Origin of the sequence: Gilliamella apicola (assembly GCF_000599985.1) — a bacterium.
GTDB classification, from domain to species: Bacteria; Pseudomonadota; Gammaproteobacteria; order Enterobacterales; family Orbaceae; genus Gilliamella; species Gilliamella apicola.
The window spans coordinates 3,058,630-3,071,961 of record NZ_CP007445.1 but is presented as its reverse complement, the minus strand read 5'-3'; the positions used below and the strand labels follow the sequence as shown (position 1 = coordinate 3,071,961).

The window sequence follows — 13,332 nt, the reverse complement described above, 5'->3', positions numbered from 1 at the left end:
GAAATATTGAGATATCGTATGACTTTTAATTATCTAAACCTAGTTGGAAATGCTGATCTTATCAAACAGTTGAATTATGCCATGATTTATCGTTTGATTGTTCAGCATGCTCCTATTTCTCGTATTCAATTGGCTGAAGTTAGCCATTTAGCGCCAGCCAGCATTACTAAAATTACTCGTCAACTAATTAAGAAAAAACTAATTAGAGAAGTCGATGCACAACAATCAACTGGAGGACGTCCTGCAGTTTCAATTGAAGCTAAATTCAATAATTATCAAACAATTGCTGTCCAACTCAGTCGTTCTCAAGTAACACTTGAACTTTATAATATTGGTGGTAATTGTTTAGTATCGAATGTATATCCATTAACACACTTTACTCAGGAGCTTGCGCAAAAATATCTGATTAAATTAATTGAGCAATTTATCCAAGAGCATAGTAAAAGAATAAAAAATTTGATTGCTATATCAGTAGTACTTCCAGGATTGATTGACTCTGTTCGTGGTATTATTCGTTATACGCCTCATATTCAAGTTAAAGAATGGCCATTATCCGAAGAATTACAAAAACAATTTAATGTTTCAATTTTTTTAGGTAATGATATTCAAAGCTTAGCATTAGCAGAAAGTTATTTTGGTACGACACAAAATGTTGATGATTCGATTTTAATTCGCGTTCATCGAGGGGTCGGGTCAGGAGTAATTATTAATCAACAATTACTGACTAATCATAATCAAAGTGCATGTGAAGTTGGCCATATTCAAGTCGATGCATTAGGTGAACGTTGTCATTGTGGCAATTTTGGCTGTTTGGAAAATCGAGTGGTTAATAAAGCGATTGAGCTTCGAGCCAAACAGATGATTGAGCAGGGTTATCCAACTAAATTAAGTTTAGATGACTGTAATATTGCCAATATTTGTAAATATGCTAATCAAGGCGATGAACTGGCAATTAAGTTAGTCAAAGATGCCGGAGAAAATCTTGGTAGAGCTGTTGCAATGATGGTCAATATCTTTAACCCACAACAAATTGTGTTAGCTGGAGAATTAACTAAATCACCAGAAGTATTGTTAAATGCGGTAAACAGTGCGTTAAATGCACAAAGCTTAGAAGAATTAAGAAAGAATCTTACTATCAATTGTTCATCACTCAATGATTGTTCAGCAATTGGTGCATTTGCATTGGTACAACAAGCTTTATTTAATGGTTCATTATTAATGACATTGCTAGAAAACAATATGCCAGCATAATATATTTATAGCATAAAAAAGCCCGTTAACCGGGCTTTTTTGTTGATTAAGCTAAGATACGAAGCATTCTTCTTAATGGTTCGGCTGCACCCCATAATAACTGATCGCCAACAGTAAAGGCAGATAAATAGTCTTTACCCATATTAAGTTTGCGTAAACGTCCAACAGGTGTAGTTAATGTACCTGTAACAGCAGCAGGAGTGAGTTCTCGCATTGAAAGTTCACGATCATTTGGAACAACTTTAACCCAATCGTTATGCGCAGCAAGTAATTTTTCAACTTCTGGAACACTGATGTCTTTTTTCAACTTAATTGTGAATGATTGGCTATGACAGCGTAATGCACCGATACGCACACAAAGTCCATCAACAGGGATAATTTCGCTAGTACCTAAAATTTTATTCGTTTCAGCTTGACCTTTCCATTCTTCTCTACTTTGACCATTATCTAAAGCTTTATCGATCCAAGGAATTAAACTACCAGCTAATGGAACACCAAAATTATCCGTTGGTAAGCTGCCATCTCGCATTTTTTGGGTAACTTTGCGTTCTATATCTAAGATAGAAGAATTAGGATCCTGTAGTTCTTTAGCTACTTCAGCATTAAGCATTCCCATTTGTGTTAATAACTCGCGCATATGACGAGCACCACCACCAGAAGCCGCTTGGTAAGTAGAAACAGATATCCAATCAACTAAATTTTCTGCGAACAATCCACCGAGTGACATTAACATCAAACTTACCGTACAGTTACCACCAACAAAGGTCTTTATTCCTTTGTCTAAAGCGGCATGGATGTTAGCTTTATTTACAGGATCAAGAACAATAATAGCATCATCTTCCATTCGTAGAGTTGATGCGGCATCAATCCAGTAACCTTGCCAGCCTGTTGCACGTAATTTTTTATAAATTTCAGACGTGTAATCACCACCTTGGCAGGTCACAATAATATCTAATGCTTTTAACGCATCAATATTATCTGCACTTTGTAATGTTCCTGTTTTACCGCCAAAAGTAGGCGCAGCTTGACCAGCTTGTGATGTAGAAAAGAAAACAGGGTTGATATAATCAAAATCATGTTCTTCAACCATTCGTTGCATAAGAACAGAACCAACCATTCCTCGCCAACCGACAAAACCAACATTTTTCATAGTTTATTTCCAATAAGTAGATGTTATAGGTAAAGATTATCTACTATTAAAACAAAATATTGTAATAAAACAAGTAAGATAAGAATTATTTTTGTAGTAGCGGATATGATAACGTGGTGTTATATATGATTTTATAGGCAAAACTGAATGTTATATAAGAACTAGCATATCATAAGCTAGTCAGTAATATTGGTTTTCCACATAAAAAACACCATCATGTTGACAAAATTATTAACAAAATGACCAGCATCTTCATTAGCAATTACCAAGACCTTTTTGTCTAAAGAGGTGCGATTGATTTCATTAAGTCGAGCTGAAAATTTTGCACTCTGCCAAGGAAATACACGCTCATCTTTCAATCCAACTGAAATCATAACCGGCGGGTAGTTAACATCTTCACGTAGATTAAGATAAGCATCGATCGTTTGCAGATTATTAAATTCCTGCTTATTAAAAGGTGAACCAAATTCCAGAAAATTAGCATTACCAATTGGTATTTGATCTAAACGGCTCATATTCAACATACCTGAGGTGATTGATGCGGCGGCAAAAAGTTCCGGATGTGTTGCTAATGCCATGCCAATTACAATGCCACCAGCACTGGCACCACTAATGACTAGCTTGGATGAGTTTGTGTAACGATGATCAATAAGGTATTTCGCGCATTTGATGAAATCATTGACTGAATTTATTTTATTTTTTCCTTTTCCATCATGATGCCATTTAGGTCCGAGTTCTCCTCCTCCACGAACGTGGGCAATAGCTATAATTCCACCTTTTTCAAGCCAAATTAAACGGGTGGTATCATAATTATTAGGATATTCACTTTCACCATAGGCTCCATAAGCCGTTAACCAAGTTGGATTATTGCCATCAAGTTTGATTCCTTTACGATGAATAAGGGTAAGAGGAATAAGTTCGCCATCATTGGATTTAATCCATTTTTGCTCTGATTCATAATCTGCAAATAGTGATGCGTTAGTCTTTATTATTTTAGAATCTTCAATTAACTGACTATCAGGATCATATTGCCATATTTTTGGTGGCATATTCCAATTTTGTTGGGTAAATAAAATCTCTTTATGATCTGAACTAGAAAAAATAGCCGTTACCTTATTATCATCACTAATAGGAATCGGTTTGATGTTATGCAGATCGGAAAAAGGAATAGTCACGAATTTATACTTTCCAGATTCATAATAAGCAAGATAAATAGCATCTTTACTGGCTGCAAACCGAGTCAATTGACCTTTTTTCCATTCAATTATTTTTTCTTCTCGAGAATGAATATGATTAAGGTCTAATCGAGAAAGAGTATAACCTGAAAAGTTGTTATATTTAGCCAAATAAAGCCAATTATCTCGCAACAAAAAATTCGTTACATTTTGTTTTCTATCGATGATCTTTTTCCAATGTTTGTTTTCCAGATTAAGAGAAGTATAGTCGGTTAAATACAAATCTATGGTATCACCAGATATTGAAGATTCCACTGAAGCAATCGCCCAATTAGCAGACATAGATAAGTCGGTATATTGGTCAGTATTAGCTTGATAATTCTCAATATTGACTTTGCCAAAAATAGCTAAATCCTTTTCAATATTGGTGCCTAAGCGATGAAGATAAATTTCTTCCGTTCCTGATTTTCGATTATCAGAATCAGCAAAATCATTACGATGATAGAAAAAAGATGCATTATCATTCGTCCATACTAAATTGGGTTCAGTAATACCAGATATGCTATCGGATAGATGTGACCTATTTTTTACATTAATCACATTGATAGCTGAAACTTCAGAGCCATTTTCAGAAATAGCATAAGCAACATACTTACCATCATTTGATGGGTAGAAATTATATATACCATATCCTACTGGCGGATCGACTAATAATTTTTCTTTGCCGAATCGATCTTTAACAAACAAACGGTTATAAGGATGGTCTGCCGTTTCTTTTAGGTAAAAACAATTATCACCAACACGCTGAATATTCCTAACGAATGATTGGGAATCATAGGCTGTTAAGGTATTAAATCGTTTTACTACAGAAGCTTTCCAAGGCAGTGCATTAAGTATTTTTTGGGTTTCATGTGACTTTGTTAATAACCATTCATTGGTTCGTACTTGATCGGTTTCCATCCAAGCATAGTTGTCGATTGATGAATAAGAGTTTTTAGATACACAACTAATGCAGTTCATTAATGATAAAAAGATGATAATGATATAAAAATATTTTTTGAATAAGAACATTATCGTTTCCCTTTATCATATTTATAAAAAATGAAACTTAAGTAATTACCTATTTCTATCATTTATATCATGATATATCAAATGGTTATTATTATTTATTTGTATTGATTCACAATTTACCAATACCTATAGATTATTATTGCTATTTAAATAATTTATTTTGATAAAAAAAGCCCGATAATTCGGGCTTATTTAAGTTTGGTGAGTTGTCGATTTTAGAAATCTTCATCACTTGATTCATCTACACTCATTGAGGCCATATTATACCGCTCAATTCCTTGAGTTCCAGCTTGTATAATATCTGGCAACAATGTTGGTAGATTTACATCATCACGTTGCATAAAAGTTTCTAACAACATGGGCACATTTACACCAGTGACTATTTCTATATTAGGAAAATCAGCCATCAATCTAACTAAAGTATTAAATGGTGTTCCACCTTTTAAATCAACAAAACATACAATCTCTGATCCAAAAGCTTGTAAATCTTTTAGTTTTTGTTGCAGTTGTTGTTGAAAATCATCTGTTGATTGTCCCATTGCAAACGAAACAGCTTCACACTGAGATTGTTTACCACAAATCATTTCAGTTGTTTCAATTAAGCCTTTCGCTGTTGAACCATGTGTACTGACTAATACAGAAATCATCGAGTTAAGTTCCTATTTTAGTAATCTAAACAACGATAATAACGACGGATTGTCATTGGATGACGATTTAAATGTTCAACATAAGCATCGATACGATTATTAATAGCACGGAAGACAAATGGTGAAAGGTGTCCACGATATTTTTCTGAAATACCCGGTAATTCATAATCTTTGGTATCAATAATGGTGTAATTACCACAGATCTGAGGTAAGAATTTAGCTACTCTTTCACTTAGTGGGCGCTGTGTATCTTCACCAACATAAACCGTGACCGCAGTATCACGATCGATAACTTCTAATGTGCCATGGAAAAACTCTGCTGATTCAATTGATTTTGATCGTAACCAGTGTTGTTCTTCCCAATAACACATAGCATGAGAATAAGTTGCACCCCATTGATTACCCGCACCAACAAAATAGTGCATTGAGTCGTTATGGTGTTTTTCAGCAACTTCTTGACCAAATTTATCGGCTTTTTTCGCTACAGCAACAATATTTTTAGCAAAATGTTGATCCATTTCTTTATAAAAATCATTATAATCAGGGTATTCACCAGCTAAATACATTAAACGATCTGCTGTCATAAAGAATTTTAATTGTTCATTCATTGGGTAAATAACCGCGTGATCTGCCATATTTCCTAATGGTGTATCGGCTTTATCTATGAAAGCGAACACTGTTGAACCAACTTCTTTTTTTATTTTATCAATAGCCGCAACTACTTCCTGTGTTGTACCTGTTACAGATGAAATAATAATCAATGTATCTTTAGTTATACGTTTGTTTCCTGTTACTAGATATTCAGTTGCATGTTGAACAAAAGTTTCAATAGCTGTTTTTTCTTTCATATGGACAACCGCTTGCATTGATGATGCATAAGTACCACCAATACCTAACCAACAAACATTGCTATAACCACGCTCGTGGATTTTATCGATAAATTCATTGATTTGTGGCCTTAATGCTAAAGCACCATTCATGCTGTCTAATTCTTTTTTTTCGTCATATTTTCTCATTTTTAAATCCTCTTAATTTTCGAGCTAGTTATTTCATCAAATTCTGGATAGGTTGATTTTTCAAGATTATGACCTTTTAATCTTGAAACTTGGTAACTTAATAGATGAACGGGTACAGTCATAAACAATGATGCATATAGTTCGTCTATATCAACATTAAGGCACAAGTCTTCTTCTTTAAGATTGTTACTATTATTGGCGTAAATAGTTGAGACATTTTTAACATATTTGTCTAAAAAGACTTTCAGTAAGTTTGCTCGTTGAGCTAACTGACCGTGGGGTTCAAGAAACACAATATGATCATCCTCATGTAATCCTAAATATGGACCATGCATATATTCTTCGAGTTCTTTACCAAAAGCGGTATTGCGTACGGTTTCTGTAAATTTTGTTTCGCCTTCTCTGGCAACTCCGTAGGTTGCACCATAACCAATAAATATTACTCTTTTAGCGTGATAAAACTGATTTTGGTATTGATTGACCCACATTTGGGATTGTTCAATTACTTTAGGAAGTAAATGAGTAACTTTCTGAAGTTGATCCAGATAGCTGTTAAATTGTTGCTCATTTAAATTACCATTTTTTTGAGCAATAACTAAGGAAATCAATATCAAATCAAGAATGGTTACGCTATAACCTGCACTGACATAAGGCATTTCCTCAATTGGAATTCCCATAGATAACACGTGATTACTAACTTTATACAGTGGGCTATTGGGATTGCTGGTAAGCGTATAGATGGTTTGGTTGCTTTTTATAAATTCTTCAACTAAATGGATGGTTGAATAACTTTCTCCACCTTGTGAAATAGCAAAATACAAAGTATTAGGATCACTGAAATGTAAATAATTAGCAGCGATTGACGGATCTTCGATATAAACAGGTACCTTTAATATTTTACTCATTAAAGATCTTGCACCATAAGCTGCATTAGAACTTGAACCCGTTGCAAATATGACAATTGAGTTAAGTTGTTTAATTTTGCTTAAGTCAATATGTTGGGTGAACAGTGTTTGATAATTATCCAAGATGTTCTGATAATATTCAGGCTCTAATGCAACATAATCAGCGATACTTTTCATTTTTTCCCCTTATTATCCTAATAATCCACTCCAAGCGCCAAAAATACCGATACAAGCTATAAGTAATAAAATCAAAGGTGCTTTAAAGCCTTTTTTATCTAATAAAAAGATGAATAAGGTAAATAACAAAGGTAATATTTGTGGCACAATACCATTAAAAATATCCTGTAATGATGTTGCATCGTCACCAGATCCTATTGTTAATGGCATATTTAGTGTCACCATCGTCGCCACCATAGCCCCAACAACCGATAACCCCAAGATAGAAGCGCCATAAGATAATTTATCCATCAAACCCGTCTTTTGAACTTTTTCAATAAAAGATGCACCAATGTTATAACCAACGAATAGACCATAATAACGAGCTAAAATAGCTGGCACATTGAAAATTAATAGAAATAGCAGAGGTCCTAAAATATTGCCTTGCATTGCTAATGAAGTACCAATACCTGTGGCAATAACTCGTAAAGTACCCCAGAAAAATGAATCACCCAAACCACTTAATGGTCCCATTAATGCAACTTTGACATCATTAATTGAACTTTCATCAAAATCATCATTCAAGGCATTTTGTTCTTCCATAGCAATGGAAATACCTAACGGGAAAGTAACTAACCAAGGTGTAACGTTATAAAACTCTAAATGTCTTTGATAAGCATTAGTTAATTGTTCTGGTTTTTGACTATAAATTTTTTCTAAAGCAGGGCGGATCGCAAAAGAATAACCTAGATTCATTTGTCGTTCATAATTCCACGACCATTCTGCAGTAAAAGAACGCCAAAAGGTTCGCATTAAATCGTTTCTAGTTAATAGTTTAGAATTCTTCATTTTCATAGTTGATCTCCTGTCCTACTAAAGCATTGCCTGAATGATTATTAACTTCTTGATTGTCTGAGGTTGTTAATTTTTTACCGGTAAATGAAGAGTAACCAGTAAGAATTAACGCCATACACGCGCCAAAAATGGCAACACCAGTGACAGGTACTTTCATATATACTGCTACAGCAAAACCAAGAATAAAGAATGTTGCATTGGTTTTCTTAATCATAATTTTCATTAACATAGCAAAACCAAATGCAGGTAATAAGCCCGTTGCGATACCTAAACCATTAATGACAAAATCTGGAATAACGTCAAGCAAGCCTTTGATTGCTTCACTACCAAATAGATAAGAAAATCCAACTACTAATCCAATTGGGAGGTTGATGGAAAAGAAACCACCGAAGATATTCATCCGATCAACCCCTTTACCGTTTCCTTCGCTCGCATACCTATCTGCTTTATGAACAAAGTAAGGTAAAATAAATAAGAAACATAAGTTTTTAACAATTAGTACCAGAGAGGCAATAGGAATTCCCAAAGTTAGAGCGACAGCCGTACTTTTACCTGCTCCAATTGCAAAAGCAGTTCCTAGTACACTACCTGATATAATTTCTGGTGGGATAGATGCCCCAATGGAAAATGAACCAACAAAGGCTAATTCTAAGGTTGCACCAATAATAATACCTTGTGTGATATCTCCCATTACTAGTCCTGCTAAAGTACAGGTAACGAGAGGTCTTGATAACATTGATGAACCTAAAAAATATTCACCATTAGCTAACATAGCAATCAAGGCCAAAATAATTGCTGTAATAACAATACTCATTTTGTATTCCTTTTAGTCTATTTTTCAAATTTCTGCTTAGATTCATTTGGTATTTGTTGTATATAAACTTCAACACCATCTTGCTGTAATCCAGCTAATAGTTCTGATTCTAATTCTGTTAAATTGATCGTTTTAGAGTAATTCTTAGTTCCATCACGAGGTTTAGTTCCTCCTAAGTTAAGGCTAGTTATTTTTCCTTGAGTGCCTCGGATTAATTTTTCTGCATCCGCAACGGATTCAACAACGATTAACATTTGATATTTATCCGTTACACCCGAGTTAATTGCTTCAATACTGTCATCAACAGACTTCATTACCAATTTTGCGTTTTCTGGCTTAGCTAAACGAATTGCTGATTTACGAAGTTCATCACCTGCTACAGCATCATTGGCAACTAAAATTGTATTAGCTCCAACATTTTCAAACCATGAAACAACGACCTGACCGTGAACTAAACGGTGATCAACACGTAATAATTTAATCATTTGAGTACCTCCTAGGTGAAATCAACCACATATTTAGTATTACTAGCAAACTTATATTCAATGGCTATTGGTTCTCTATTAATATCAAAATAGTGATTAGAAATTTTAAATAATGGATCGTTAATTTTGCATCGTAACTGTTTTGCTAATTCAGCATTTGCCACAATTAGCTGCAAATCTTGCTCTAATATATCGACCTTTTTTTTACCCGAATTAGTGATTTCGAGTGCTGATAAAACTTTGATTATAGATATTTGGAAATCGGGAAAATTATTAAGAGGTAAGAGAAAAATTTCTTTAACTACACTGTTTTTTGCAACTTCTAAAAAACTAATGTAATAGATTAGCTCGGAAGGTTTTATCTTTAATAATTGGCTATAGTAACTTCCGGCTTGCCTTAAATAGGTCTCTTTAATAATTTTTTTATGATTCTGGTAAATATGTGGTTTGATAATCCCTGTCATTTCTAAAATATTTTGGGTAGATAAGGTTGGGGCAACAAATAAACCAACTCCTTTTTTCCTAACCACCATATTTTTATCAACCAGCAAATCAATTGCTTTTCGAACAGTTGTTCTACTGACGGCATAATCCTTTTGCAACTGTCCTTCTGGTGGTAATTCAGATCCAACCCTATAATGTCCAGTATTTATCTCATCCATTAAATGAGAGGCTACTTTTTCAAATAACTTCATTGATGTGTTACCTCATAATTGAAGATATTTTTAGCCGATAAATGATATCGAAATCGATTGCCAATTAAATACTGATCGGTGTGTTCAAATGGTTGGAAATTATTATCAAAACTATAGCTTGATACTTTATAAATTGGTGTACCTTCAGCAACTTGTAAATATTTGGCCTTATCATCAGTAGCTGCCTCATAAGTAATCTCTTCTCTACCGTGGCTTGGTGTAAAATGGTAGTGTTCTTTTAAAAATTCATAAAGAGAAGTACCGTTTAAATCTATTTTATCTAAATTTTTAAATTTTGATGATGGTAAATAAGTAATTTCATAAGAGAGGGGATCTTGGTTTAAAAAGCGTTGTCGAATAATTCTAATTAACTGATCATTTGAACCAAAGAATTCTCTCAAATCAGCAGGCATTTTAATTATCTGGTTGGAAAGTACTTTTATTTTTATTTGAATATCATCTTCTTTTTGAACTTCTTCACTAAATGAAGACATCTTTAGCATATTAATTTCAAAAACTTTATGGCATGGTAGGTTTTTATCATTTTGAAAAACATATCCTTCCATTGCTAAATCATTCAACGCATTTCGTACTGTGGTCCGACTGACACCAAAGTATTCGGCAAGACCTCTTTCTGTCGATTTATCTTTAATTATGCTCAGATTAGCTCGAATTTTTTCTTCAACATCTGTTTTTGCAGCGATATCACGATATTCCAAAGGTCACACTCCATCTGTGGGCTTTTATATCTATTAGATATATCTTAATCCATATAAGATGTTTTAAAAAATAATAAAAAAAATACATGTTGTCAATTTTGAGTACCAAAATTGATATAGAGATCACACTTTTTATCGTAATCCAATAAAATTATTCAGATAAAATTAATAATAGCGATTAGCCTATCTAATTCAGGTTATCAATGTTAATAAATGAAACCGATTTAGTATTAAAAGGATGAAACAATCAGCAGATAATAAAAAAGCCCATTCATTGAGTAAGCTTTTGGTAATGAGATCGTCATTGATATTCCAAGCAGATAAGTCAAATAACGAGCATAAATAACCGCATCTGATTTTGTAGACAAAATACAACAGTATTCATTGGTGCTCTACTCGTGATTGCATATAGACATCAGCTTATTTTTTGTAACCAGTGAAATATATTTATTATCTAACGGATGGAATATCCCATTTTGGTTAACTAAAATTAGTAAAACTAAAAAGCCTACCACATTAGATAAATTACTCCTCAACAAAAAAACAGTATTACTGTTCCGTTTGTACTGATAGTCATTTTGTTATCCAACTCGCAACTGGATAAGTAACCAATTAGTATTAACACTACAGCAAAGCCAGTCCATGAATTTTCTGGAACAGCTATTCAGACCTTGAAACAAATTGACAATAATGGTATTGCCTTATCCGATCAGCATTTAATAAAGTAATTTAAAGAAACCATGTTAACACAAGAATTTATCATCCTCCCTAGTATTTTTATAAGCAATATGATGGAATTTCAACAGACAACAGCAGATTACCAAAATCGATAAAATATCTGCCTGGAGGTATATGCAAAAAAACTTTAAAATTTAGAAACTAAAAATATAAAGAATACAGTTATTTATATATTAATTGTTGAAAATTATGAAAAAACCAAAAAATTTAAGTGATATTGATAATTGTTATCATTTTTGTTAAAGTGATGATGTTGTTCGCTTTTTTAGCACCATTATTTTAATTTAACTTAAAAGAAATTATGTTTACTAAAAAATAAAACTGTGGATTCTTCGGAATCAAATGGTCCTCAAATGATAGATCTTAGTGGAAAAATTGAGTTTGGTGAATGGTGCGAGGGCTTTCATTTGGGTTAAAGGTAGTACATCAAGAGGTCGTAAGGAAATTATTGGTAGGATTGGTTATGAATGGCGATTCTAGCCTTTAACTGAGTTCTAAGATTGGAATAATATGTGATAATTTAAATATCTATATAAGGTTACGATCTTATTGTTATAGAGATACTGCAATGAAAAAAAAATTAATTATCGCTATTTTAGCATTATTTACCGCGGTCACCCAAGCTAAAGAAGTCGAATGGTTACTAAATGAAAATGAGCTTGGGCAACAAATAATATCATTGAAAATCAATAATGAGAATGTTGATTTCAAATTAGACACTGGCTCGATAACTGCTTTAAGTTTACCTTTAAATATAATTAATAAAATTGAAGATAAAGTTGAAAAAAAGGATAAACTAAAATTCACTGATGGGTTAGGAAATGTTCACTATAGTCGACAATTCGTTGTACATAATTTGATAATTAACGATTTGTTTTATGAACAGTTAGAAGTCGATGAATATCAACCTTGGGGATTTGTTGTCGATGTTGAATCGGGTGATAAGATAACCACCCAACAGCAACAAGAAATAAATGAAAAACAGATAGCAGTCGCAGGCTTAGGTCTATTTATTGATAAAATGGTGACATTTGATGTTCGAAGTCACAAGTTGACCTTATCTGATGATTTCACTACTCAATTAGCAAGCGATTGGTTTGAAATTCCCTTTTTTACTAGTTCCAAAGGACATTTGTTGGTAAATGTTACAGATAATGAAAAAAATTATATATTAGCATTAGATACTGGTGCTGGTTCTAATGCAATTATGTCACAAAGACTATCTAAACAAGCGGAATTAATAAAGAAAGAGGATTTACCATTTCCTATTACTGAGCTTTCATTTGTCGATATGCCAAATGTTAAAGAATTTTTCGCTGTACTTGATGAGATTACCGATGAAATGCCATTTGATGGAGTATTAGGTTATGGATTTTTTTATAATCATATAGTTAAAGTTGATTTTAAAAATAGAAAAATATGGGTAAAACCTTACCCAGAAGAAGTTGAAAATCAATAAAGTTTGCATTTAAATTGTTGTATTTACGCAGTATCACGATACTAAATTTACAATATATTTTAATATAGATATAGGTTTTTATATATAAAATATGGCAAGTGTATTTAAACACTAGAATATAGCAAATATTTGAGTAACTAAACAATTTTAGTATATTAAAGATTAGTTTCAATAATATGAATGAATCAGATGAATC

12 protein-coding genes are annotated in these 13,332 nt (G+C 33.0%); 2 read left to right on the top strand and 10 right to left on the bottom strand.

Annotated features, from left to right (window positions below; all coding sequences use genetic code 11):
* The first annotated feature begins 18 nt into the window (after positions 1 to 18).
* Positions 19 to 1,251 carry an ROK family protein gene (locus tag GAPWK_RS13745; protein ID WP_025316791.1) on the top strand — a complete coding sequence of 411 codons (1,233 nt, stop codon included), beginning with the start codon at positions 19 to 21 and terminating at the stop codon, positions 1,249 to 1,251.
* 46 nt (positions 1,252 to 1,297) lie between these two features.
* On the opposite strand, the gene asd is transcribed toward GAPWK_RS13745, so the two are convergent.
* The 10 genes from asd to GAPWK_RS14370 form a co-directional block, all read right to left on the bottom strand.
* On the bottom strand, positions 1,298 to 2,401 hold the full coding sequence (asd, locus tag GAPWK_RS13740; protein ID WP_025316790.1) for an aspartate-semialdehyde dehydrogenase: 1,104 nt from the start codon (positions 2,399 to 2,401) through the stop codon (positions 1,298 to 1,300).
* Positions 2,402 to 2,577: 176 nt separating this feature from the next.
* Positions 2,578 to 4,647 (bottom strand): prolyl oligopeptidase family serine peptidase, encoded by a 2,070-nt coding sequence (locus GAPWK_RS13735; RefSeq protein WP_025316789.1) that lies wholly within the window; start codon positions 4,645 to 4,647, stop codon positions 2,578 to 2,580.
* A 215-nt stretch (positions 4,648 to 4,862) separates the two neighbouring features.
* On the bottom strand, positions 4,863 to 5,294 hold the full coding sequence (locus GAPWK_RS13730) for a PTS sugar transporter subunit IIA (RefSeq protein WP_025316788.1): 432 nt from the start codon (positions 5,292 to 5,294) through the stop codon (positions 4,863 to 4,865).
* A 17-nt stretch (positions 5,295 to 5,311) separates the two neighbouring features.
* Positions 5,312 to 6,310: an SIS domain-containing protein gene (locus GAPWK_RS13725; protein ID WP_025316787.1), complete on the bottom strand. Its 999-nt coding sequence runs from the start codon at positions 6,308 to 6,310 to the stop codon at positions 5,312 to 5,314.
* A gap of 2 nt (positions 6,311 to 6,312) precedes the next feature.
* A complete protein-coding gene (locus GAPWK_RS13720; RefSeq protein ID WP_025316786.1) occupies positions 6,313 to 7,392 on the bottom strand; it encodes an SIS domain-containing protein in 1,080 nt (359 codons plus the stop codon).
* Between the two features lie 12 nt (positions 7,393 to 7,404).
* On the bottom strand, positions 7,405 to 8,226 hold the full coding sequence (locus tag GAPWK_RS13715) for a PTS system mannose/fructose/sorbose family transporter subunit IID (RefSeq protein ID WP_025316785.1): 822 nt from the start codon (positions 8,224 to 8,226) through the stop codon (positions 7,405 to 7,407).
* Positions 8,207 to 9,040, bottom strand: a complete 834-nt coding sequence (locus GAPWK_RS13710; RefSeq protein WP_025316784.1) for a PTS mannose/fructose/sorbose/N-acetylgalactosamine transporter subunit IIC — start codon at positions 9,038 to 9,040, stop codon at positions 8,207 to 8,209. The genes GAPWK_RS13715 and GAPWK_RS13710 overlap by 20 nt, the downstream gene beginning before the upstream one ends.
* Positions 9,041 to 9,057: 17 nt before the next feature.
* Positions 9,058 to 9,525 (bottom strand): PTS sugar transporter subunit IIB, encoded by a 468-nt coding sequence (locus GAPWK_RS13705; RefSeq protein ID WP_025316783.1) that lies wholly within the window; start codon positions 9,523 to 9,525, stop codon positions 9,058 to 9,060.
* An 11-nt stretch (positions 9,526 to 9,536) separates the two neighbouring features.
* Positions 9,537 to 10,220: a GntR family transcriptional regulator gene (locus GAPWK_RS13700; protein WP_025316782.1), complete on the bottom strand. Its 684-nt coding sequence runs from the start codon at positions 10,218 to 10,220 to the stop codon at positions 9,537 to 9,539.
* Positions 10,217 to 10,939 carry a GntR family transcriptional regulator gene (locus GAPWK_RS14370; protein ID WP_025316781.1) on the bottom strand — a complete coding sequence of 241 codons (723 nt, stop codon included), beginning with the start codon at positions 10,937 to 10,939 and terminating at the stop codon, positions 10,217 to 10,219. Before GAPWK_RS14370 ends, GAPWK_RS13700 begins: the two co-directional genes overlap by 4 nt.
* 1,306 nt (positions 10,940 to 12,245) lie before the next feature.
* On the opposite strand from GAPWK_RS14370, the gene GAPWK_RS13690 reads away from it, so the two are divergent.
* Positions 12,246 to 13,136, top strand: coding sequence for a pepsin/retropepsin-like aspartic protease family protein (locus tag GAPWK_RS13690; protein WP_025316780.1), 891 nt, complete (start codon positions 12,246 to 12,248; stop codon positions 13,134 to 13,136).
* Positions 13,137 to 13,332 lie beyond the last annotated feature (196 nt).